We start from the raw sequence: 23535 nt of genomic DNA on the forward strand, positions 1-23535 counted from the left end.
CTGTTGATGGTATTCACGCTGCTGCCGTTCGCTTGGTTGATCGTCACGACGCTGAAGTCGGACACGGAAATGTTCTCAACGATTCCGACCTGGATCGTGGACAATTTGACTTGGGATCATTACAGATGGGCGCTTGGCGATGTAGGATTTCAGCTGCCCCGACTGCTGCTCAATTCAATTATCGTATGCGGTATCACCGCACTGGTTACAGGAGCCATCGCCTGCATTAGCGGCTATGGTCTGGCCCGTTATAAGGTACCCGGCGTTAGCCTGGTCGTCGTGCTAATCGTGCTGGCCCAGATGATTCAGGGTCCGTTGATCATGATTCCCTGGTACAAAATAGCGGCAGCGTTTTCACTGCTGAATACGAAAGCGATTTTGGTCTTAATTTACGGGACACTGACGATACCTGTTGGTGTGTGGATTATGAGCGGGTTTTTCCGTACCATACCGCCCGAGCTGGAGGAAGCAGCGGCGATTGACGGATCAGGCAAGTGGCGGACGCTGTTCACAGTCATTATTCCGCTTAGTTTGCCGGGGTTGGTGTCAATCACACTATATGCATTTATTCTCGGATGGAACGACTACCAGTACTCGCTCATTTTAACCAGCTCTATCGACGCAAAGACCGTTCAGGTCGGCATCGCCGAATTGATGGAAAGCATGGGTTCGACCAACTGGGGTGGATTGCTCGCAAGCGGGGTTATCGTTATTTTACCGATTATCGTCATTTTCGCATTTATTCAGAAATATTTGATCGAGGGAATGACCGCAGGGAGCGTAAAGGGTTGATAGTTTTTTTTAAAAAAGGAGCCGATAGAGATGACTAATTCTTATGATTTCAAAGGCGTGTATACCGCGCTTATTACGCCGATGCACGATGACGGTAGTATTGATCATGAGTCACTTGCCCGTCTAGTTCGACATTTGCAAAGCCAGCGCGTTAAAGGGTTTTATGTAGGCGGAAGTACTGGTGAGGGCTTCATCCTGAATACGGTGGAGAGGCAAGAGGTGCTGGAGACAGTCGTCCGCGCGGCGGAGGGGAAGTCAACGATCATTGCCCACGTCGGAGCCATAGGTACGGAAGCTTCAATCGAGTTGGCGCGTCATGCCGAACGGCAGGGCGTCGATGCGATGTCGGCAGTGGTGCCGTTTTATTACAAGACGACAGTTGAACAGATCAAGGAACACTATATTGCAATTATGGCCGCTGTCCCGCTGCCGATGCTTATCTATCATTACCCGGGAGCGACAGGCGTCCAATTATCGATGGATTTCTACGAAGAGATGGCCCAGTATCCCCAATGCATCGGCGTCAAATTCACATCCCTCAACCTGTTCGAGATGCAGCAAATTCGTGCCCGCTGCGGAGACCGCTTTCTAATCTTTAACGGACATGATGAGGTGTATGCGGCTGGCGCGCTCACTGGAGCCGACGGCGCTATAGGCAGCACCTATAATATGATGGCTCCGTTATTCGTTCAGATGTATCAAGAAGCGGAACATGGGAACTGGTCAAGTCTTTCAAAACTGCAGGGCGAGGCGAATGAGGTCATTGCGAATATGGTGTCTTTCGATGTGATCCCTTATGAGAAGTATATTTGCTATGCACAGGGCATTATCCGCTCGTACAGAGCAAGGCAGCCGCTAAAGCAACTGACGGAGGTAGAGACAGCGGCAATCCGAACGTTTTATGAAAAAAGTGCTGTTTTGAAGGTATCGGCTTATCAAGTGTAATAAATTGATGATGACAATGGAGCCAGGATGTAAAGAATACATGCGATCGGCGCAACTAGCAGCTTGCCCTCACCTTCCAGGCAAAAATATCTTGTTTTGTCCAATAAATCCGTCACGGAAAAACAAACCCATGATATGCGCTTCTGTTCCAAAAGGAATGATGAGCAGTAAGTGAATATTACCATGTGTTATTCCAATGCTTTCTTGCTAATTTGGAAATTCCCCATAAAACCTGAACATTTACTCAAGTTTTGAGGGGGATATCCTTTACATTTACAATAGAGCCTTTTGAAAGGGAACAACAAAAGTATGATTCTTGTTCAGGGGAGAGGATCTAGATGTTGGGAAAAGATGAACTAGCTGAACTAGCGGATCGCGTCTATCATCGGATGATCGATAAGACGACGAATGATTGGGGAATGGGTATCGATAGCTGGGATTGGGTTCCGGGCGTCGGCGTCATTTCAATTCTGGCTTACGGCAAATTAATGAACAATCATGAAGCCATCGAATATTTGCTTCAATGGACGGCTCGAAATAAACAATTGAGTGAGCAAGTAAATGTCATCAATTCCATGGCGCCGTATGCGATCTTCCCTGATTTGTATCGGCTGGGGGGCGAACATTGGTACTTGGATACCGCGCTCAATGTCGGGGATTGGATGCTAACGGAAGCACCACGCACGCGGGAAGGTACTTTTGAGCATACAGTCACGGAGAATGTTCAGTTTTCCGAACAAGTGTGGGCGGACAGCTTATTTATGACCGTACTCTTTCTGGCTCGACTTGCAAAGCTAACTGGTGATCACAAATACGCGATAGAAGCGGAATTCCAACTACTTAGCCATTTACGTGTGCTTCAGGATCCGTCAACGGGTGTATTGTTCCATGGCTGGAATTGTGAGGAGAAGAATCATATGTCCTCCGCTCGTTGGACGCGTGCGAATGCATGGGTCATCCTCGCAATTCCTTGGATTGCGGAGGAGATTGGTACCACGACGCCATTTTCAGATGAGATTGTAGAACGATACCAGCGGCTTGCAGCAGGACTACGGCATTTCCAAGGGGTATCTGGCATGTGGAGTACCGTCATGGATCAATCCGAATTTTATAAGGAGACATCCGGGAGCGCAGGCATCGCGGCGGGTTGGTTAGCTGGTATGCGATTAGGTTGGCTGGATGATTCATACAAGAAAGCCATTAATCTGGCATTGCATGGCGTTATAGATCGGATTGACCCTGACGGTACAGTACAAGGGGTATCTGGAGGAACGCCAGTTATGCCGAGCATTGCGGCCTATGATGAAATTCCGTGCATTCCGACCCTGTATGGCCAAGGGCTAACTCTTATTCTGTTATCACTCGCACACGCAGACTGTGGAAAATTCTATGCCTAATGTACAACTGACGTTCCCTGAGGGGAAACATAAGGTACTCACGATGAGTTATGATGACGGAAGATCAGCCGATAGACGATTGTTGCACTTATTCAATCAATATGGCATTAAAGGAACTTTCCATTTAAATTCAGGCCTGGCCGGACATCACGAACGAATTCCTTTGGAAGAAGTCAAGGATCTGTACAAAGGCCATGAAATCGCGGTGCATACGGTTACGCATCCGACACTAACACGATGTTCAAGGGAGCAAATCGTTGGTGAGATAATTGAAGACAGGAAGTCTATAGAACGAGTCACAGGCTACCCGATCAGAGGGTTTTCCTATCCCAACGGTTCATTCAACCGCCAGATCCAAGAGATGCTCCCACACCTCGGGATCGAATATGCCAGAAACGTCCTAAGTCATGGGAATTTTCACCTGCCAGATGATTACTTCGCGTGGAACCCGACCTGTCACCACAACCAAAACCTTCTTGCGTTGACCGAGACATTCAAGCAGCTTGGTCGAAGACAGCATCTTTATTTGATGTATATCTGGGGACACAGCTACGAGTTCGATCAAGACAGTAATTGGGAACTAATCGAGAGCTTTTGTGAATCGGTTAGTGGTCGTGAGGATATATGGTACGCGACGAACATCGAAATCGTAGATTACATGCGAATCTATCAGAGCCTACGATTTTCTGCTGCGATGGATCTTGTATACAATCCCTCTTATCATTCGATATGGCTGGAAGTGAATGGTGAAGTCATTGAAGTGAAAGGCGGAAGTCAAATAATACTGGTACGGTAATCTGACCACGCAAACAACGAATTCGTAATCAAGATAGATTCCCTTTTGTCCATCAAGGCTCTTAACTAGAGAGAAACGATGGAACAGGAGGGAGTTTTTCTATTTCTAGAATTTTAAAGAGTGATATAGGAATTCACGACGAAATGAATGACATCCAATCATCTGCTGAGGGAGGGATATGTTATGCGCTTAAGTATTTCGGGGAAAGTTATGATGATTTATGGATCGATCTTTATCATCGTTATTATCCTTACCTTTAGCTTGTCTTATTTCGGGATGGTAGGACGTCTGCGTAGCGATTTGAAAGATACACATATTGCGCTACTCAAGCAGATCGACGATAAGATCGAACTCGTGTTTCGCTCAACAGAGAAAGATTTGCTGAATTTATCTGAACAACTTGAATACGTGTATTTCATGTATGACAGTTACGATGATGTCTCACAGAAGTATGCGAATTTCTTCGGTTTATCGAACAAATTGAAAACGATGGTTCATGCCAACAATCAATTTTCCTCCGTCTTTATTTACTCGAATACGAGCGGTGATGTATTAACGGATAAAGCTTATATCAACAAAAACGAGTCAGAAGATCATTGGTTAGGAAGTTATCTAGATATGGATGGTTATACGAAGTGGATCGCGACGCACAAGATATGGGATGGGGAGAAAATGCAGGATGTCGTCACATTAATCCGACCCTATCCGCTAATTAGTAGTCCGGCTTACCGGAAAGGTCTTGTAGCTGTCAATATTAATGAAGAGGTACTCTACCGCATGATTAGCGATGTGTTCGATGGCAATCAAGAAGGAATACATACGTTCATCATCGATGACAAAGGGAACATCGTGACGCATGATGACAAATCACAATTATATAAGAATATGACAGACATTCCTTACATCAACCGGATACTAGGTGAGAAGGGGAGTGGGCAATTCGCAGTCGAATGGAATGGAGGCAAGCAGTCCATCTTCTATACGAAGTCCAATTATACGGGTTGGAGAATTGTAAGCGTTATTCCTGAGACTCAGTTGTACCATCCATTAGCATCGATTCGAAATCTTATGATCGGGATTGTTGTCTTGATGGTCGTACTCGCATTATCCGTGCTGTTCTACGTGAACCGTCGAACCTTTAGACCGCTGGATCGCTTGGCAAATAAAATGACTGGCGCATTCAAACCAATGAAGCCGGAGCACGCCGCCAGACTTGATTATTTAGAGACGGTATTTGATCAAATGTTCATGGATCGCGAGCAGTTGGAGCAGCGAGTTCGGGACTCCAAGCCGATCCTGAAATGGAGAATCGTGATGGATATGTTAGCGGGTTATCGAACTGAGTATTCGTCCGTAAGCATCCAGTTAGAATTTACTGGGTTTCCATTGCATCCGAGCATGTTTGTCGTCTGTACAGCTGAGATTGAGAAAGAAGGCAGTATGAGCTCCAAGGATGAGACGCTATATACCTATGTGTTCTGTAATGTCGCCGAAGAGTTGATCAATATGGAGACCGCCGGCATTGCAATCGATTTAGGTTCAGGTAGATCTGCCATTATTTTTAGCTTCGCAGAAGGAGATGTGGAACAGAACCATTTGCATGCCCTAACGATTCTTGAACTCATTCTGGACATTATGAAGCATCAGTTCGGACTATGCGTAACGGCAGGGGTAGGTAGATGTTATTTCGATATGAAGGATATTCCGACATCGTATGAGCAATCACAAAAAGCACTGCAATATCGCATGGTGTTCGGCAGCCATGCCGTTATCTCATTTGAAGATTTGATCGGCTCGGATAATCAATATTATTACCGGCTCATTAAAATGACAGAGCGCATTATTGAAGCGCTTAGGCACACGGAGATCGAGAAAATCAGGATAACTGTTGCACTCTTATACCAGGAGGCGATTGGGAACAGTCTGTCCCCGGAACTCATCCGGCATTTATCCTATGAGCTGGTGATAAAATCGTTGCAGGCCATTGCTGTGACAGGCATTGAAACAGACGAAGTACTAGATAGCATGGGCAATCTACACGAACGAATGAACCGTTGTCATGATTGGAAGGTACTGGAGCAGATCGTGCTGGACGTGCTTACGCAGATAGCAAGCAAAGTAAAAGAGAAGCGGGAGCAGCGGGGCAGTAATAAATTGATCGAGGCCATGTTGATCTATATCGAGGAGCATTATAGAGAAAGCGAATTTTCACTTGCACAGTTGGCTGATCAGTTTGAGCTCACTCCTACGTACATCAGCAAATTGTTCAAAGAGCATACCGAGAAGAACTTCATTGATTACTTGATTGAGACACGGATTAAAGCTGCTGTTGGTTTGCTCATAGATAAGAATCGCAAAATCAACGATATTGCCGAAGAGGTTGGGTATAACAATACTCGAAGCTTTTTACGGGCATTTAAGAAATATACAGGCATGACGCCTTCGGAACATCGGGATTGGATGCTAGATACGAATGCCGAAATCACCGTGGAATAAGATTTTTACGAAACTCATCACAAAAAAATGAACGAAGCATAAAAAATGCGACCCGACATCTTGTAAGAAAAGTCACTCATAGCATAAGGCGTCTCTTTCCGGGTTAAGGCTTCTTATCCTACAATTTGAATCGTAGCACTCATCAGTCGCATGTCTTCATGCGAAAGGGTGAGGCGAGATGATGTGAAAGGATGAGAACATATGAAGGGGAGGTTAGCGACAGCGAAATCGCAGGCCGGATCGCATGTAGTACGAAGCGGAACACACAGGCGGTCGATCTGGAGTAGAATGCTGCAGGACAAACATTTATATCTTATGCTTGTGCCTGTCATCGGATTTTATTTTCTGTTTAAATACGTGCCCATTGTCGGAGAGGTCATTGCTTTTAAAAATTACAGATTCTCGGACGGTGTATTCGGCAGCGCTTGGGTTGGATTCAAACATTTTCAAATGATTTTCGCAAGCTCAGATTTTTGGAGGATTCTAAGAAACACGCTTGTTCTTAACTTGTATAGTCTGGTGTTCGGCTTTCCTGTTCCGATACTACTAGCGCTCTTATTAAATGAAGTACGTCGTAACTGGTATAAGCGGATCGTGCAAAATATGCTGTACATTCCCCACTTTATGTCGTGGGCAGTGCTAGGGAGCATTGTTATTGCTGCGTTATCGCCGAGTACGGGAATCGTGAACCTTCTATTGAAGAAAATAACCGGCGGGGAAAGCATCTATTTTATGGCAGATTCGTTCTGGTGGCCTATTGCCTATACCATTGCAGGGATTTGGCGAGAAGCTGGTTGGGGAACCATTCTTTATCTGGCGGCCATGGCTTCGATTGATCCTCAGCTCTATGAAGCAGCTAAAATCGACGGCGCCGCCAAACTGCGGCAAATCTGGCATATCACATTGCCTGGTATTCGCGGTACCATAGCCATTTTGCTCGTTCTTCGAATGGGACAAATGATGGATGTCGGATTGGAGCAGACCCTTGTTCTCCAGAATAATTCCGTACTGGATGTGGCCGATGTCATTAGTACGTATGTGTATAGGGTAGGGCTTCAGAACATGAACTACAGCTACACGACTGCCATCGGTTTGTTTCAATCCATCATTGGTGTCATTCTTATTCTCAGCGTCAATCGACTGATCCGACTTTTCGGGGAACGGGGGTTGTGGTGATCCAATGATACGAACCGAAAAAAGACTCTTAAATAAACTCGCAATGGTAAGCGCTTACGCAATCCTAGGTGTTATTTCGTTGTTAACCTTATTCCCCTTCTGGTACGAAATCGTGGCTTCTTTCAGCAGCAGCAGGGCAATTACGTCCGGTGAAGTGTTCTTGTGGCCAATTGAATTCAATACCGTTGCTTATGGTCGGCTATTCGATGATGGACAGCTCATCAAAGCGATGGGAAATACCGTCGTCGTTACGATTATCGGAACAATATTAAACGTAGTAATGACGGTTATGGCAGCATACCCGCTCTCAAGGAAGAGATTGGTGGGACGAAGTGTATTGCTGATGTTTATTACAATCTCCATGCTCTTTGTCGCTGGGTTGATTCCAAACTTTATTTTGATTAAGTCGCTTGGGCTTATGAATTCATATTGGTCGGTATGGCTTCCAGACTTGATCAGTACGTATAACATGTTCGTGATGAAGACGTTTATGGAAGGCTTGCCGGAGGAAATTGAGGAGTCGGCATCCATCGATGGCGCGGGCGACTGGCGGATCCTTTTACAAATCTATTTGCCGCTGTGCAAGCCGATCTTGGCGGCGTTGTCTCTGTTCTACGCTGTCAGCTGGTGGAACAGTTATTTCAACGTGATGCTGTATATCACAGAATCAACGAAGCTGACCGTTATGGTCAAGCTATATCAGATGATTAGTCTGGTGGACAGTAACTTATTGAACAACATGGGGGGAAATGAGGCGTTGGAGCAGGTACTCCTGACACCAGAGGCGCTGAAGGCGGCTGCCGTCGTCATCGTTGTCACGCCGATCTTATGTATGTATCCATTCCTACAAAAACATTTCGTCAAAGGTGTACTTATTGGGTCGGTCAAGGGTTGACGACTGATATCACAGGGCTGAAGGCTCTTGATATAGTTCAATAGGAAAAAGGGGATGAAACGATGAAGAAGCTGAAACAAGCCATGATGACCATGATGGTGATCACGATGTCCGTGACGATGCTGGCCGCATGCAGCTCGAACAAAACTGCATCGGAGCAACCGGTTAATTCATCGGGCACAGCTGCTACAGTAAACGAGGAAAACAAGAAAGAAATCAGCATTTCGATGTTTGATCGTGGGAAAGTGCCGACAGAAGAAGGAACGTACGAGAATAATCGCTGGACGAAGTGGATCAATGAGAAATCACCCGTCCATGTGAAATGGGTTCCTATTGCGCGGAATCAAGCACAGCCGAAGTTGAACGCACTCATCGCCGCTGGGGAAGCACCTGATCTAATCTGGGAATACGATCGGAATTACATCAGTCAGTTGGCAAATCAAGGCGCAATCCAACCGATTGGCGATTATATCGACAAATATAGTACGACGTACAAAGCGTATCTAGAGAAGCATCCTGAGCTACTGCCCTACTTGAATTTTAACGGAAAAATTTATACGGTGTCGTTCGCACGGGAAACGCTTGCCAACCACGGGATGTGGATACGTCAAGACTGGTTGGATAAGCTTGGACTGAAAGCGCCGACAAACGTGGAAGAGTTCATCGATGTTGCCCGAAAGTTCAAGGAGGGGGATCCGGATGGCAATGGTCAAGCAGACACCGTACCGATCGCATTAAGCGTGAGTTCCAACTCGATTGATCAAGCTTTCTTTTTTACAAGCGAGAACCAATGGTACGTCGAGGATGACAAACTGCAATTCGGCAGAACGCTAGATCGGTATGTGGATACGTTAACCTTCCAGAAGCAGCTCTTCGACGAAGGATTAATCGACAAGGAATATATCACGGATACGAATTTCCAGCGCTCAGGTCAACTGCTGACGACAGGCAAAGCTGGCATCTACCTTGCCAACTGGGATATCGAAGAGTTGAATAATAACTTAATAAAAAATGATCCCACAGCAAAGCTAGTTCCATTGGAGTCGATCAGCAGCAAATATGGCAAAAACGGATTGTATCAAGAGGCACCGCCGAGCGTATTCACCGCGTTCAATAGCAAAATGAATGAAGATCAGATTAAATCAGCAATTCAATTTATCGATTGGATGCTGCAGGATGGTTGGGAACCGCTCAGGTATGGCGAAGAAGGCGTCCACTTTAACATAGTCGACGGCGTCCGGCAGAAAACCGACCCGGATAAATTCAAGAATGAAGTTGCCTATGCTTCTGAATATGCGATCATGCTCGATAATGTGTTACGTCCAGAGACGTTCCTCGCTATGGCGGCCAAGGATGAGCAGTCACAAAATTATGCCAAAGAGAAGGGTAAGTCGCTTGAACTGGTCATGAAAAATAAATACCGCAGAGATATCCCTTTTAATCCTGATTTCCCGGAATTGACCCAATTAATCGCGACATTTAATCCGATCGCACAACAGATTGAAGCGAAGGTTGTGACCGGCGGAAACTCGATGACGCCTGCACAAGGTCTGAACGAGTTACAGAAAGAATGGAAGCGTCTTGGCGGCGACAATGTGGAGAGGCTCGCGCAAGCGTGGTATGACGCAAACAAAGATAATCTGAATTAGAACGCTGTTGAAACACTCGGTAGGTATACTTCTGATTGCCTAAAGGATCAGAAGTATACCGTAACCAGGTAAAGCTAAGGAGGAAAAACATGTCGAGCACGAAATTCAGCAGAATACACGAAGAGGAAACCCAGTGGCTTCCCTTCCTCAAGAAAGCATTGGAACCCAAACATGTGAATTACAATGATGAGATCAAGTTGCTTCGCACACCGTTTACGAGTCCAGGGTATCATACGAAGCTTAGAAATGTAGAAAATGTTCACCCCATCCGGGAGTCTCTGGATTATGCCCTGGCCATTCTGGATTGCCATGAAGATGCTTATAAAGATCGGGCGTTCGAAATACTGCGAACGATTCTATCCCTTCAGGATCAGCAGCTGGATTCGCCTACCTTCGGAATATGGTCATGGTACTTTGAGGAGCCTCTGTCCATGATGTCACCGCCGGATTGGAACTGGGCTGATTTCATCGGGAGGCGACTACTGCAAGTGTTGATACGTCATAGCAACCGACTTCCGGGCGATCTTGAGCAATTAACAAGCCAGGCGATCTCCCATAGCTGCGAAGCCATCATCAAAAGAAATGTCGGACCTGATTACACGAATATTGCGATTATGGGGGCATTCGTTACATTGATTGCAGGCGAACGCTTAAAGAACCGCACTTATTTCGAGTATGGCTTGGAACGACTCACGCGCCTATACGATTATTCTATGCAGACCGGCGCATTCCTCGAATATAATAGCCCGGCGTACAGTACGGTAGCCATTCTGGAACTATCCGCACTTGTGATGTATTCGAATACAGCAGAGGCCAAGCGGTTGGCGAACGAGATGTTAGAGGCGACCTGGCTGATGGTTGCCGAGCATTTCCACCCGCTGCTGAAGCAATGGTCCGGACCCCACGCCCGTTCATACCAGACATTCCTAAGTAATTCGCATCTCTCATTCCTTCAGATGGCCTGTAAAGGTGACGTGTCATTTGTAAGCAATGACGAATTCGTATATGGACTGGAATGGTATGCGCAAGGCATCGTCTGTCCGGAGCGGCTGTATGGACTGTTCACCAGTATTGTTGAGCGGGAACTGAGGCAGGATTTGCCTTCTTATCACGAGTTCCGGACGCGGAAGGCTTATACGTACATGACTTCTGAGTTCACGCTTGGCACGTTCAATCATAATGTGATGTGGAAGCAGTGCCGAAATCTGCTGGGTTACGTTCACACCGGAAATCAGGGGCGAAGTTATATCCAGCTTCGGGTGCTGCATGACGGTTACGACTTCTGTTCGGCGGTGTATACAAGTGTACAGGAGCAAGCTTCCGTACTATATGGCATCCAATTCGCTCTGGACGGCGGAGATACACATGTGAATTTGGATCCTATCCACGGTCGAATGACGGCGTCAGATCTGCGAATCCGGCTTGAAATTGGCAGTACTGGTGATGTACCTGCATGGAAACAGATCGGCAAAGATGCATTCCAAACGTATCTTGGAGAGATGACGTTATCGGTCAAGGCTTTATATGGCGCGATGGATGAATTCAGTGCGTTTCATTGGGAATTGGTCGAAGAGGGTCCGGTTGTTAGCTTGGATTACGTCCTCTACAAAGGAGAACCTTCGATGATTGACTTCCATGCGATGAACGAAGCGTTGTTCATGTTTGCATTGACGCTTTGCGGACCGGACGAGGATTCCGACAGAAGGTCGTCGCTCTCTATCTCGGAACATGAAGTTCAAACATCGTTGGAGTCGCCTGACCAATCACTAACATTGAAGCTAGCGAAGAAGCCATCCGAACGGGTCGTATTATTTCATAATTAACAAATAAGGAGGACGTAAGTTCTGAAGTTTGTGAACGTGAAATCAAGTAGATTAACAATAAATAATTGAGGTGAGAAGGGTGTTCAATAAGAGCTCAACGAAAGCCTCCAATCGTATCTTGGGATTAGCATTGTCGTTAGCCTTGCTTCATAGTCTTGTACTGCCATGGCCTGCACCGATGTTCGTAACGTCTTCTATCGCCTCTGCTAATACTGCTCCCACGGTTGTCCAGTTGAATCCGCTCGAAGATACCTATGTCAATGCTGGAGGGAATGCGAGTAAAAATTATGGGACCTCTAATCAGCTCATTGTCAAAAATTATAACGCGGATATTAATTTAAATCGGCAAACGTATTTAAAATTCGATCTTAGCTCCATTACCGGAGAGATTGGCACGGCCAAAATAAAGGTATATGCAATCGATACAGAGAATTCGACGATCGGCGTTCAAGCGTATGGCATGGAGGACGACACCTGGGAAGAGCAGTCAGTGACCTGGAACAATAAACCTGACATCAATCATTATTTGTCCTCCGCTAATGTCGGTAAGACGGCAAGCTGGCAAGAATGGGATGTAACGGCCTTTGTCAAACAGCAAAAGGCTGCAGACGGTATAGCAAGCCTAGCATTGATACAGCAGGCGGCGCAAGGCCATTCGGTCTCTATCAACAGCAGGGAGAACATCGTCAACCAGCCCTACCTGGACATTTCTTCCAATAGGACGAATGCAAATGCACCGAGTTGGCAAGGTGGTGGAGCACTGAGCGTCACCAATATAACGGAGTCTGGTCTACAGCTCGAATGGTCCACAGCAACCGACCCAGTTGGCGTGACCGGTTATACGATGTATCGAAATGGCAGCATCTTAGGGACGGTGAATGGAACAACGACTTCTTACACCGTATCGGGATTGCAGCTAGGTCAGAATTATACGTTCAAAGTGGAAGCCGGAAACGCCCAGAATCAATGGAGCAATGATGGTCCGTATGTTACAGCAGCGACACCAACGACGAAGCTGATCCAGACCCGTCCAGGGAATGTCTATACGAACAGTGAGCCGATTCAGTTCAAAGTCCGAACGGCGAGGCCATCTGTCGCATGGTCTGTTTACGATTATCAAGGAGCATTTGTATCGGAAGGCGTGGCACCAACGGTTCATAACGAAGCCATATGGACTGTTCCACATTCCACGTATGGATATTTCACACTGCATGTCAGAGCCGATCTTGCAGGGAGCGATCCTGTATTAATTAAAACACCATTCACTGTACTTGCCACTCGTGATGCAACGGGAAATGAACATGCTCCGTTCGGAGTATCGACTCATTTGCATCGTTTTCCACAGGCCATGACTCCTGATATCGTGAAGCTGATGAAGGATGCCGGCATCCGCATGGTGCGGGGCGGCTATGAGTGGCCTGGCATCGAGCGACAGCAGGGGAACTACACCTTTACCCCTCAGCCGGACTATTACATGAATATGCTAGATTCAGACGATTTTGATTTCCTTTATGTATCCGGATACACTAACCCCAATTACGACAATAACAGTACCCCTTATACAGATGCCGGGCGGACAGGATTCGCCAATTATATGAAGGCTTACGTCGATCATTACCAAGGCCAGATGGATGCCGTTGAAGTATACAACGAATTTTATGGCAGCTTCGGAGATCGCGGCAATGGGCCAGCCGATTCCAAACCAGAATTCTATTATCCACTCTTGAAGAAAACGTATGAGACGATCAAACCTATGTACCCTGAACTGCCTGTTCTTGGCACATCGACAGTGGGTAATCTCAAATGGATTGAAGATGTGCTTAAGCTGGGCGGCATGTCATATATGGATGGGTTCTCGATTCATCCCTATCTATATCCCGGTGCGCCGGAAGGGTATGAAACCCAGATTGCTGATTTGAAAAATTTGATTCTGAAGTACAACAACGGAAATCTGAAGCCGATCTGGATTAATGAGACCGGATGGCCAACCCAGCTTGATGCCCGCGGCGTGGATGAGAAGACCCAAGCCAATTATTTGCTTCGCGCTTATGTCGTTGCAATCGCGAATGGTGTGGATCAGGTTGTATGGTACGACCTGATCAATGACGGGATCCAAAATATTAATGAAGATAACTTCGGCCTTTTGCGAAATCCGAACGATCCGTTAGGGAGCCTTACGCCAAAGCCCGCCTATACGAGTTTTGCGACTATGACAAGGATACTGAACAACGTACAGTTCGTTGCGCGGGATGTCACGGAAGAAGATATTCGAAGCTATACGTTCGATAAAAATGGTGAACCGGTTCGTGTCTTATGGACAACAAGCACATCGACGCCAGTCGTCATACGTACGCCGAGTCCGATTCAGATCACGGATATGATGGGAAATACGCACACATACACGCCGTATAATGGCAACGTATTTGTGACATTAAGCAATGAACCCTTTTTTGTGGCAGGAGAAGTTAGAGGTATTGAGAAGGATTCCACATTTACGTTAACAAGTAAGTCATCACACGTAGGTGATTCGATGTCACTCGCCCTTGAGACGGATAACAAGATGTCCGATGACTTTGATTTCAATCTAGTTGTAGAAGGACAGCACTATTCGGTGTCTACACCTAGCGGTCAGAAAACGACGGAAACAATCAGCGTGCCGAGTGGTAACGAACCGGGTACTCGTCTTATTACAGGCGTATTGATGAATGGGAGCGAGAGAGTCGGCCTGTTGAGAAGTTCGGCATCGACACTTCCATCGTATAACGTTCAGGTACGACCTACTCTTAATGAATCGGATAGCAGCAAAGCACTTATGGTTACAATTAAGAACGAATCCACAACCAAGCCGATTCAGATTAATAAAGTGGAATGGAGATTCGGAACCCAATCCGGATCGGAGGTTCTGAATGTTTCGATTCCAGCTGATGCATCTACCTCCGTGAAATTCCCCCTATCTGCCATTAGCCTTGGTGTTAGTAGTACAATTAAAGTGACAGTTAATGTCGATGGTTTTGATCCGTATACCTACACGGGATCTGCCGAATTTAATCCTGTGCCCCTTAGGTCTGTTGCAGTAGATGGAGTGCTGGATCCGGACACGGCAGCCAGCGCATCTCCGATCGATCTGTCGAAGGGTACGGTCAAAATGACAGGCTATCAAGGTGCAGGAGATTTAAGCGGAAATGTCTGGATCAGTTACGATACAAACCAACTCTATCTATCTGCGAAAGTAAAGGACAATGTGCATTATTCTTCTTTCCTGGGTGCCGATATTTGGAACAACGACAGCATTCAGTTTGCCATTGCGAATGGCCTTCCGGGTGAAGAACCGTATTGGTACGAAATCGGAATTTCTCAAACACCTGATGGTCCGCAAATATACAGTTGGAATGCCCCTCCGGGCGTGATTAAAGGACCCATCACCAATGGTCAGCTAGCTATTACAAGAGATCAAGAGCAGAATACGATCTACGAACTATCTCTCCCTTGGTCGGAAGTCGCACCGATTAAGCCGGAGAAGAACGGGAACATCAGCTTCTCGTTGCTTGTTAATGACAATGACGGATCCGGCAGAAAAGGGTTCATTGAATGGGGAGGAGGAATCGGCGACGGGAAGTTATCTTCCAAGTTTCGTTCCATGCAGTGGATTGTTACTGACATGACCCCTCCGACGACGATCGCTTCACTCGAAGGGACGGAACGTAACGGTTGGTATATGAGCAGCGTACAAGCGACACTGAGCGCAACCGATGACAAGTCCGATGTAGCATCCGTGGTATACAGTTTAGATGGCGGGAAAATATGGCTGCCGTACACGATTCCTCTGACTTTTGAACAAGACGGTATGTATACCCTACTGTATCGATCGATGGATCGAGCAGGAAATGTGGAGGCAAACCAGAAAATCACCTTCCGCATAGACAAGACTACACCAACGGCATCAATTGTATACAGCACTACGGAACCGACCAAACAAGAGGTCATCGCTACAATGACGGCAAGTGAGCCGGTTACGATAACGAACAATGAGGGAGCAGATAGCTATACGTTTAAGGAGAATGGCATCTTCACATTCGAATTCGTTGATGCAGCAGGGAACACGGGTACGGCGAAAGCGGAGGTAAGCAACATCGTGGCGAATGCTTCTGGGGGTCCCGGTAAACCCGAACTATCAAGCAATAACGGCCATAATACAGGCTTAATGGACGGAACTTATGACGTAAAGATGAACATGTGGTGGGGAAACAACGGTACAACTTACAAATTATATGAGAATGATGCACTCATCGATACACAAACACTCAAAGACGCATCACCTCAAGCCCAATCCACAGTCACCTCCGTGACGTACAAGGCAAACGGTACGTACCGCTATATCGCTGAACTGACAAATGCATTCGGTACCACGCGAAGCAACATACTAACTGTGCGCGTGACCGATGCTGATCCAGGCCAACCAGTTCTCTCACATGATAACTGGAATGGGGATGGAACCTTCAAAGTGAGCATGAACATGTGGTGGGGAACAAATGGGTCGTCGTACCGGCTTTATGAGAACGGCGTGCTCATCGATACCCAGACGCTCACCAATAAGACACCTCAAGCGCAATCGGCAGTAACGGAGATCCGTGATCTACCGGCGGGCATGTATGAATATCGATGCGAGCTTGTGAACGAAGCTGGCGTGACATCGAGTAATACGATCACCGTACACGTGCAATAATCCTTAGCCGCTAAATCACAAAGACGCCAATACATCACGTGGTATTGGCGTCTTCAACATGTTGAGCATTCGGGCTTCTGCCGCAGCTGCTGTGACTGCGTTTTAGTTTATTTTTGAGTTTGATAATCATCGATCAAATGTTGCAGGTTTTTTTTATATATTCAGTCGGCGTGACACCAACGTGCTTTTTAAATGTTTTTAAAAAATAGATATAATCTTTGAACCCGCTTGCCGTGGCAATTTCGTGAATTGAGAGCCTATGCTGATCCAAGAGTGTCTGTGCTAGCTTTAATCGGTATTTTATCAAATACTCAGCAAAGCCAATACCAATCTCTTGTTTGAAAAGCTTACTCAAATAAACGTTGCTAATATTTATTTTGTCAGCGATCAGGCTTAGTGAAATATCTTCTGTATAATGCACATGGATAAACGCTAGTGCTTCTTTTACATAGATTGAGGTTGGCAATGCTTCATGCATCGCAAGCGCATCGCAGAGCTTGTCGAATAGCGATAATAGCCATTCCTGTACGGATGACAGAGATGAAAAATCACTCAGATGCTTATCAGGCAAGATTGGGTCTGCATAAACCTCACGTAGATCGATCGAATGATTTTTGCAAATCTTGTTAATAAGACTGAGTAAATCGGTGAAGACCATTTGTGCAATCGCAAGCGGTGGTTTATTTGCTCGAATTTCGCTGAATAAATGAGATAGCATGGTGCAGATTCCTTCACGGTCCTGAATAGAAATCAGATGAGTGAGCGTTGATTCTTTCTGGATGTCAAAGTAGTTCAGCATCGCCGCATCTTGCTGTTCATCCGAGCTAGTGAATACAGCTCCAGCCTCGTAATAAAACTTGGTTTTCAGCTTTTTCTCGGCTTGCTGATAACTTTGCGGAAGTTGCTGGATGTGACTGCATATGTTGCCGATGCTGAAGCTGACCGAAAGATTCAGAAAGTTCTTCATGCAAGATGAGATTCGTGTCATCGTATTCTGTATAATATCCTGAATCTTTTTTTGGCTAACGATATTCGCGAATGAGAGAAAAACAGCATACTTTTCATTGACAATAGGGCATACCGCTCCGTTCTGCTGATCTTCAAGAATTTCGGAAATAATATTGTTAACAGAAAAACGCAACAGTGTAGTTTTTTTCAGATCCATGGATTGGTAGTCGTCGATGCACATGATCATAACTAACACTTGAGAGAGATCTAAATTGAGCTTAAGGGTTTGGATATGTGCGGCGATCTCATCATCATCGATATAAAAACATGTCAGCAACTGAATAAGAAACTCTTGTTTCAACGCATTGATATTGTTGGTGTCAAGCATGTGGTCAGGTTGTTTGGGGCTCTGTGTCAGCGAACGACTTGCCTTATTCAACGCTTCCTTCAACGTGACAGCTGATATTTTATGTTTGAGAATGTAATCGACGGCTCCATTTTGCAGTGTACCATACACATAGTTAAAGTCATCGTAGTTACTAAGCGCAATAAATTGAATATGAGGATGCTCGATATGTAGTCTCTCACACAAGGCAAGCCCATCGATATTCGGCATTTTCATGTCTGAGAGTATGATATCAGGCGAACACTTCGAGATTTTATCGAGAGCTTCTTGGCCGTCACATGCTTCACCACATAATATGTATTCAGCACTGCCTACCGCACTCACCAGCTCCGTACTGAGCATGTATTTGAGATTGTTGCGTACAAGGACATCGTCTTCCACAATCATCACTTTAATCATATTGCACCCCCTTTGTGATCATTGGAATTCCAATTTCAACGGTTGTATATAGATTAGGCTCACTCCACATGGTAAAGCTGCTAAGTTCTCCAAAGAGTAGGTGAAGCCTGGCACGGACGTTGGCAAGTCCGATATGAGTTGTGTTTGAAGCTGTGAAAGCGAGTAACGCGGTGAGATCGTCCTCTGTCATCCCTTTCCCATTATCTTTAATACGTATTCGTAACAAATCGTCCTCAGTGAATACACGTATTTGAAGAATTCCAACTTCATTTTGTGGCACAAGACCATGGAGTAAAGCATTTTCCACAATTGGTTGTAGTAAGAGCTTAGGAACCATCTTATCATGAACATCTTCACTCACCGAAAAATAACATGTGAATTTTCCACTGTAACGATATTCTTGGATTTCAAGATATTGCTGTAAATAATGAATTTCCTCTTTAACCGTAATAAAACGATCGTTGCTCAAATTCACATGTAGCATATCGGAAAGTGCAATGGATACATTCTCAATATTTTGTGCGCCACGCAGCGTAGCGAGATATTTAATCGTGTTTAAAGTATTGTACAGAAAATGCGGGTTGATCTGTGCTTGCAGGGCGCGCATTTCTGATTTTCTTTTCTCTTGCTCACTATTATGTATACCTGTGATTAATTCGCGAATACGCATAATCATAATACGGATTTGCTGGTAGAGCTGCCCAACTTCGTCCTTTGAACGGATATCTACGTCGAGATTTAGATTCTCATGGTCAATTGTTGTGACTGCACGAGAAAGCTTACGTAAATTACGGGACAGAAAAAATGTAAACAATGAAACCAATAATATAAACATTACGCCACACAGTAAGGCAATGATAACGACTTGACTGCGTGTATTGAGAAAATCAGCTAGTATTCCGTTAAATGGGACGAAACCAATGATTCTCCATCCTGTTAGGAACATTTTCTGTGAAACGGCAAGACTATTTTCTCCACGTAACATAGTGACAAACCGTCCGTCACTTACAGACGCTTTGTCTGTTAGTGAGCTCATTTCCGTATCATTGAGCTTGTGGGCATCGGACCCAGCAGGAAAGATAGGCGTACCGGTTTCCTCATCCATTACGAACACCGCATAATCATTGATATTATCAATACCAAACATGTCGTTAAGCATGGATATCTTAATATCGGCGATCACAAGACCTATCAACTCTCCATGGTACTTGATTGGGCGTGCAATTGAAAATACAAGATCAGAGTCCTGCCTACGATATGAACTATAGAAATGAGGCGGTATAAACTTCACTGCAGTATCTGATGCCTTCAACTCTTCGTACCAATCTTGCTTCAAAACTTCCTTTCCATTCATGGTGGGTCCATAGGACAAGCTATTGCCTTCCAGATCATACACCGCCATCCCATTAAGGTAAGATTTAAAATTACACAAGCTAATCATATAGTCTTCAGCTTCGCGACGGTATTGCAACAAGGTAGCATCCCCAACATTCTTATACTTCAAATAATTAAAAATCCGACTATTCAGGTTGTTCCCAAAATTACTGGAAATGAGTGCTGTCACGCGGTCAATATCCTTGAGAGCGGTTTCAAAATTGTTATTGGATATTTGCAGCATGGCATACAAGTTATTTACAGATGTGGTCGTGGCCTGTTTGGTCAAGCTATCGTACCAATAATAAGTCGTAGCCGTCGTAAATATACAAAACAGCGTCAATGTTACACCTATTATCTTAAATTGCAGGCTATGTAAGGTATGTCGTAGAAGTTTATGCACGGGCTGTATCTCCCTTTCTTGAAGCGAATGATGTGATGATTGAACTTCGTATTCCGAACTTATCACTCCATCTTTCAAGAAGTCAATGCATAATCCCTGATGGTAGAGCAGAACGTGAAAATCAGTTAAAAAAGGACAGTTCAGTTTAAAAAAGAACAATTCCTCGCATGACAGATGCTGATAAGATGAAAGTACATTACATAAGGGAGGTTACAAAATGAAATCCAAAAAAATGTTTGTGATCCTGCTTACATCCGTCATGGCGCTATCCATGGTTGGTTGCGGACAGCAGGGGGCTCATTCATCCAAATCATCGGATCCTAGTCCAAACGCAACAAATGATGTGAAAACTGTTACCGTTCTTACATTTACAGAATGGTATAAGGATGGATGGAAAGCGCTTGAAAGCTATGTCAATGAAAACTCTCAGGAGCTTGGATTTAAATTGGATATTCAAAAAATAGCAGGAGGCTCTCAAGGCGAAGATGTGGTCAAAGCACGGTTTGCCACAGGAGATTTACCAGACATAATTCAAACTTATGGCGCAAAGTGGATTGATACACAGGTAAACGCACTGGATAAAATCGTGGATATGGGCTCACTTTCTAGTGAATCGGAGTATGACGCTGCTACACTTGAAGAAGGTGGATATCGCTACGACGGTAAACTATACGGCATGCCAATCGATACAACCAACCTATTAGGTGTGTTTTACAACAAAAAAGTATTCGAAGAAGCGGGTATCACAGAAATCCCTACGAACTGGGAGCAATTTCTAGCTGCTTCTGAAAAGATAAAAACGATCAAAAAAATACCTCTTTATTATTCCGGTAAGGATGCGTGGACACTTCAGTCCTTCACACATTTTGGATTTAATAAAGAAGTATTTGAAAGTGGAAAATCATATAGTCAATTTTGGGGTGAAATGAATACGAACAAACGTAATTATGCGGAAAATAAACATTTTGCTGATGCCATAGCAAAGTCTAAAGAAATGATAGATAAAGGTTATGTTAATGAAACTTACCTATCGGATACATACGATATGGCTCAGACCGCATTGGCACAGGGCGATGCTGGTATGTATGTCAATGCAACTTGGGTAATTGATGAAATTTCAAGTAAGTATCCGGATGCAGTACAGGATATCGGGGCGTTTGCATTGCCTTTGTATAATGAGAGTGAAAATTTCACGGACTCTTCTTTGCCAGCCTCCCTTCATATTACGACCAGCGCAAAAGATGTTGACACTGCGAAGAAAGTAATTGATTTTATTAGCTCTACCAAAGGACAGCAAATTTATGCTGATGCTCAAACAGGTATTTATATTAATAAAAATGTAAAAGTGAATCTTTCACCAGGACACCAAGATCTCTTGAATCTGATGAAAGAAGGTAAGAGTATAGCCTTATGGCAAGGAACAGGAAATAACTATGGTTACGGCTCTTACGACAAGTTTCTGCAAGATTATTACGTGGGCTCTAAAACCGTAGATCAAGTTCTCCAATCAATGGATGAAGAAACCACGAGAAACGCAACAGCAGCCCAAGATCCGAACTGGAAATAAACGTAACTGATATCGAAATACTTGAAATGGGTGATCTAATGCCAAAACAACTCAAAAATATCTATGCTTACTGGATGGTTATCCCATGTTTTGTGATCTATGGACTGTTTTTTTTACTGCCTTCCATGATGGGATTTGGATTCTCTTTTTTAAATATACGTAACTTTGAATTTTCTGCAGCCTCCTTCGCGGGGTTGCAGAATTATATCAATGTGTTTACGGACAGTTATCTGAATATTGCGATTAAAAATTCATTTATATTTGCCTTTGTCACCACAGCATTAAAAGTCGTATTTGGTATGTTATTGGCTGTGTTCTTAAATAACAAACTTAGAACAACCAATTTTCTTCGTACGGTGTTTTTCTTGCCTGCTGTGCTTAGCAGTGTTGCTGTGGGTATTATTTTTACAGCGATCATGCATCCGACTCGAGGTATCATGAATGTCTTTTTGGATACCATTGGGCTGGATGTATTCGCACAACATTGGCTGACGAATCCACAAATCGCTATATTCTCCGTCGCGTTCATTGAGGTATGGAAATGGACAGGCTTTACGATGGTGATCTTACTTGCAGGACTGCAGACCATACCTGAAAGTTATTACGAGGCGGCAGAAATTGATGGTGCAACGGCATGGATGAAATTTAAATATGTGACCTTCCCACTGATAATGCCTGCCTTTACTAATGCAATGGTCGTTAATCTAATTGGTGGGCTAAAAGCGTTCGATATTGTACAGTCCGTGACGCAAGGAGGGCCTGGTTCGGCAACCGAAGTGTTTGGTACACTCGTGTACAAATCATTTGGTAGCGGCCGCTACGGCGAGGGTTCTGCAGCAAGTATTATCTTGTGTATCGTCGTGCTTCTTGTTGTATTGCCAGTTTATAAGTTTTTGTCCACCAAGGAGGTGGAAATGTGATGCAGCGAAAAAAAGGACACTGGGGAGTCGAAGCACTCGGACTTTTGTTCAGTCTTGTCGTCATCATTCCATTCTATATGATCCTTATCAACTCGTTTAAGAATAAAGAGGACGCTGCGCTGATTAACTTGCACTTTCCATCGCAATGGCAAGCGATATCAAACTATACAACGATGTTCAAAGAGGGCGGAATTGGGACAGCGTTTAAAAACAGCATGCTCCTCACCGTACCGAGTGTTCTTATAATCATCATTTTGTGTGCAATGACCGGGTTTGTGTTGCAACGACGTAAACATAGGGTATCATCGATCATGTCTTCACTCATTATTCTAGGACTTTTTATCCCAGGGCAGATCATTCCTACGTATTTCATCTGTCACTACTTAAATATTTCATCGTTCACTGCAGCTGCTCTCGTCTTGATTGCAGCGAATATTCCCATGGGCGTCTTTCTATATATGGGCTTCTGTAAAAGTATTCCGGCAGAAATTGATGAATCTGCAATACTCGACGGTTGTGATCCGATAAAGCTGTTTTTCAGAATAATTTTTCCGTTGCTTCAACCCATCACAGTCACGCTTTTTATCATTACCTTTATGGCAATTTGGAATGACTTTGGAACAACGATCTATTTTTTGAACAGTACCAAAAATTTCACATTAACGCTTACGATCTTTAATTTTTTCGGTGTGCACAGCTCGGATTGGAATCTTGTGTTCGCGAATGTCATTATCATATCGCTTCCCGTTGTTATCGTTTATTTTCTTGCCCAAAAGCAGATTATTTCGGGGATGACGGCTGGGGCAGTGAAAGGATGAGTTAGAGT

General features: G+C 44.7%; 14 protein-coding genes and 2 pseudogenes. 14 read left to right on the forward strand and 2 right to left on the reverse strand.

Annotated features, from left to right (window positions below):
- The first annotated feature begins 6 nt into the window (after positions 1-6).
- From MKX60_RS20920 to MKX60_RS31735, 11 genes and pseudogenes are all read left to right on the forward strand, one after another.
- On the forward strand, positions 7-792 hold the full coding sequence (locus tag MKX60_RS20920) for a carbohydrate ABC transporter permease (protein WP_340974848.1): 786 nt from the start codon (positions 7-9) through the stop codon (positions 790-792).
- A gap of 30 nt (positions 793-822) precedes the next feature.
- Positions 823-1737, forward strand: a complete 915-nt coding sequence (locus MKX60_RS20925) for an N-acetylneuraminate lyase (protein WP_076283712.1) — start codon at positions 823-825, stop codon at positions 1735-1737.
- Positions 1738-2075: 338 nt separating this feature from the next.
- On the forward strand, positions 2076-3134 hold the full coding sequence (locus MKX60_RS20930) for a glycoside hydrolase family 88/105 protein (protein ID WP_076283711.1): 1059 nt from the start codon (positions 2076-2078) through the stop codon (positions 3132-3134).
- Positions 3127-3930 carry a polysaccharide deacetylase family protein gene (locus tag MKX60_RS20935; RefSeq protein WP_076283710.1) on the forward strand — a complete coding sequence of 268 codons (804 nt, stop codon included), beginning with the start codon at positions 3127-3129 and terminating at the stop codon, positions 3928-3930. Before MKX60_RS20930 ends, MKX60_RS20935 begins: the two co-directional genes overlap by 8 nt.
- A 183-nt stretch (positions 3931-4113) precedes the next feature.
- Positions 4114-6426: a helix-turn-helix domain-containing protein gene (locus tag MKX60_RS20940; RefSeq protein WP_076283709.1), complete on the forward strand. Its 2313-nt coding sequence runs from the start codon at positions 4114-4116 to the stop codon at positions 6424-6426.
- 201 nt (positions 6427-6627) lie between these two features.
- Positions 6628-7602: an ABC transporter permease gene (locus MKX60_RS20945; protein WP_341060858.1), complete on the forward strand. Its 975-nt coding sequence runs from the start codon at positions 6628-6630 to the stop codon at positions 7600-7602.
- Between the two features lie 4 nt (positions 7603-7606).
- Positions 7607-8497: a carbohydrate ABC transporter permease gene (locus tag MKX60_RS20950; RefSeq protein WP_341060859.1), complete on the forward strand. Its 891-nt coding sequence runs from the start codon at positions 7607-7609 to the stop codon at positions 8495-8497.
- A gap of 62 nt (positions 8498-8559) precedes the next feature.
- Complete coding sequence (locus MKX60_RS20955) at positions 8560-10146, forward strand: extracellular solute-binding protein (RefSeq protein ID WP_341060860.1); 1587 nt, start codon at positions 8560-8562, stop codon at positions 10144-10146.
- A gap of 89 nt (positions 10147-10235) precedes the next feature.
- Positions 10236-11969 (forward strand): hypothetical protein, encoded by a 1734-nt coding sequence (locus MKX60_RS20960; protein ID WP_076299824.1) that lies wholly within the window; start codon positions 10236-10238, stop codon positions 11967-11969.
- 178 nt (positions 11970-12147) lie between these two features.
- Positions 12148-15876, forward strand: a pseudogene (locus tag MKX60_RS20965) (CBM96 family carbohydrate-binding protein); the annotation flags it as partial.
- Between the two features lie 306 nt (positions 15877-16182).
- Positions 16183-16692, forward strand: a pseudogene (locus tag MKX60_RS31735) (chitinase N-terminal domain-containing protein); the annotation flags it as partial.
- A 133-nt stretch (positions 16693-16825) separates the two neighbouring features.
- Here the strand turns inward: MKX60_RS31735 and MKX60_RS20970 are convergent.
- Both MKX60_RS20970 and MKX60_RS20975 read right to left on the reverse strand, forming a co-directional pair.
- Positions 16826-18445, reverse strand: a complete 1620-nt coding sequence (locus MKX60_RS20970) for a response regulator (RefSeq protein WP_076299826.1) — start codon at positions 18443-18445, stop codon at positions 16826-16828.
- Complete coding sequence (locus MKX60_RS20975; protein ID WP_341060862.1) at positions 18438-20222, reverse strand: sensor histidine kinase; 1785 nt, start codon at positions 20220-20222, stop codon at positions 18438-18440. Before MKX60_RS20975 ends, MKX60_RS20970 begins: the two co-directional genes overlap by 8 nt.
- 217 nt (positions 20223-20439) lie before the next feature.
- On the opposite strand from MKX60_RS20975, the gene MKX60_RS20980 reads away from it, so the two are divergent.
- From MKX60_RS20980 to MKX60_RS20990, 3 genes are read left to right on the forward strand one after another with little or no spacing between them, the layout of a single operon-like run.
- Positions 20440-21789 (forward strand): ABC transporter substrate-binding protein, encoded by a 1350-nt coding sequence (locus MKX60_RS20980; RefSeq protein ID WP_076299828.1) that lies wholly within the window; start codon positions 20440-20442, stop codon positions 21787-21789.
- A 38-nt stretch (positions 21790-21827) separates the two neighbouring features.
- Complete coding sequence (locus MKX60_RS20985) at positions 21828-22709, forward strand: carbohydrate ABC transporter permease (RefSeq protein WP_076283699.1); 882 nt, start codon at positions 21828-21830, stop codon at positions 22707-22709.
- Positions 22709-23527 carry a carbohydrate ABC transporter permease gene (locus MKX60_RS20990; RefSeq protein WP_076299829.1) on the forward strand — a complete coding sequence of 273 codons (819 nt, stop codon included), beginning with the start codon at positions 22709-22711 and terminating at the stop codon, positions 23525-23527. Before MKX60_RS20985 ends, MKX60_RS20990 begins: the two co-directional genes overlap by 1 nt.
- Positions 23528-23535: the final 8 nt, after the last annotated feature.

The organism is Paenibacillus sp. FSL R5-0914 (assembly GCF_038004525.1).
Taxonomy (GTDB): domain Bacteria; phylum Bacillota; class Bacilli; order Paenibacillales; family Paenibacillaceae; genus Paenibacillus_AQ.

Excerpts from the sequence above, each read along its gene's own strand:
- MKX60_RS20920 (WP_340974848.1), top strand. The coding sequence starts at position 7 with ATGGTATTCACGCTGCTGCCGTTCGCTTGGTTGATCGTCACGACGCTG.
- MKX60_RS20925 (WP_076283712.1), top strand. The coding sequence starts at position 823 with ATGACTAATTCTTATGATTTCAAAGGCGTGTATACCGCGCTTATTACG.
- MKX60_RS20930 (WP_076283711.1), top strand. The coding sequence starts at position 2,076 with ATGTTGGGAAAAGATGAACTAGCTGAACTAGCGGATCGCGTCTATCAT.
- MKX60_RS20935 (WP_076283710.1), top strand. The coding sequence starts at position 3,127 with ATGCCTAATGTACAACTGACGTTCCCTGAGGGGAAACATAAGGTACTC.
- MKX60_RS20940 (WP_076283709.1), top strand. The coding sequence starts at position 4,114 with ATGCGCTTAAGTATTTCGGGGAAAGTTATGATGATTTATGGATCGATC.
- MKX60_RS20945 (WP_341060858.1), top strand. The coding sequence starts at position 6,628 with ATGAAGGGGAGGTTAGCGACAGCGAAATCGCAGGCCGGATCGCATGTA.
- MKX60_RS20950 (WP_341060859.1), top strand. The coding sequence starts at position 7,607 with ATGATACGAACCGAAAAAAGACTCTTAAATAAACTCGCAATGGTAAGC.
- MKX60_RS20955 (WP_341060860.1), top strand. The coding sequence starts at position 8,560 with ATGAAGAAGCTGAAACAAGCCATGATGACCATGATGGTGATCACGATG.
- MKX60_RS20960 (WP_076299824.1), top strand. The coding sequence starts at position 10,236 with ATGTCGAGCACGAAATTCAGCAGAATACACGAAGAGGAAACCCAGTGG.
- MKX60_RS20970 (WP_076299826.1), bottom strand. The coding sequence starts at position 18,445 with ATGATTAAAGTGATGATTGTGGAAGACGATGTCCTTGTACGCAACAAT.
- MKX60_RS20980 (WP_076299828.1), top strand. The coding sequence starts at position 20,440 with ATGAAATCCAAAAAAATGTTTGTGATCCTGCTTACATCCGTCATGGCG.
- MKX60_RS20985 (WP_076283699.1), top strand. The coding sequence starts at position 21,828 with ATGCCAAAACAACTCAAAAATATCTATGCTTACTGGATGGTTATCCCA.
- MKX60_RS20990 (WP_076299829.1), top strand. The coding sequence starts at position 22,709 with ATGCAGCGAAAAAAAGGACACTGGGGAGTCGAAGCACTCGGACTTTTG.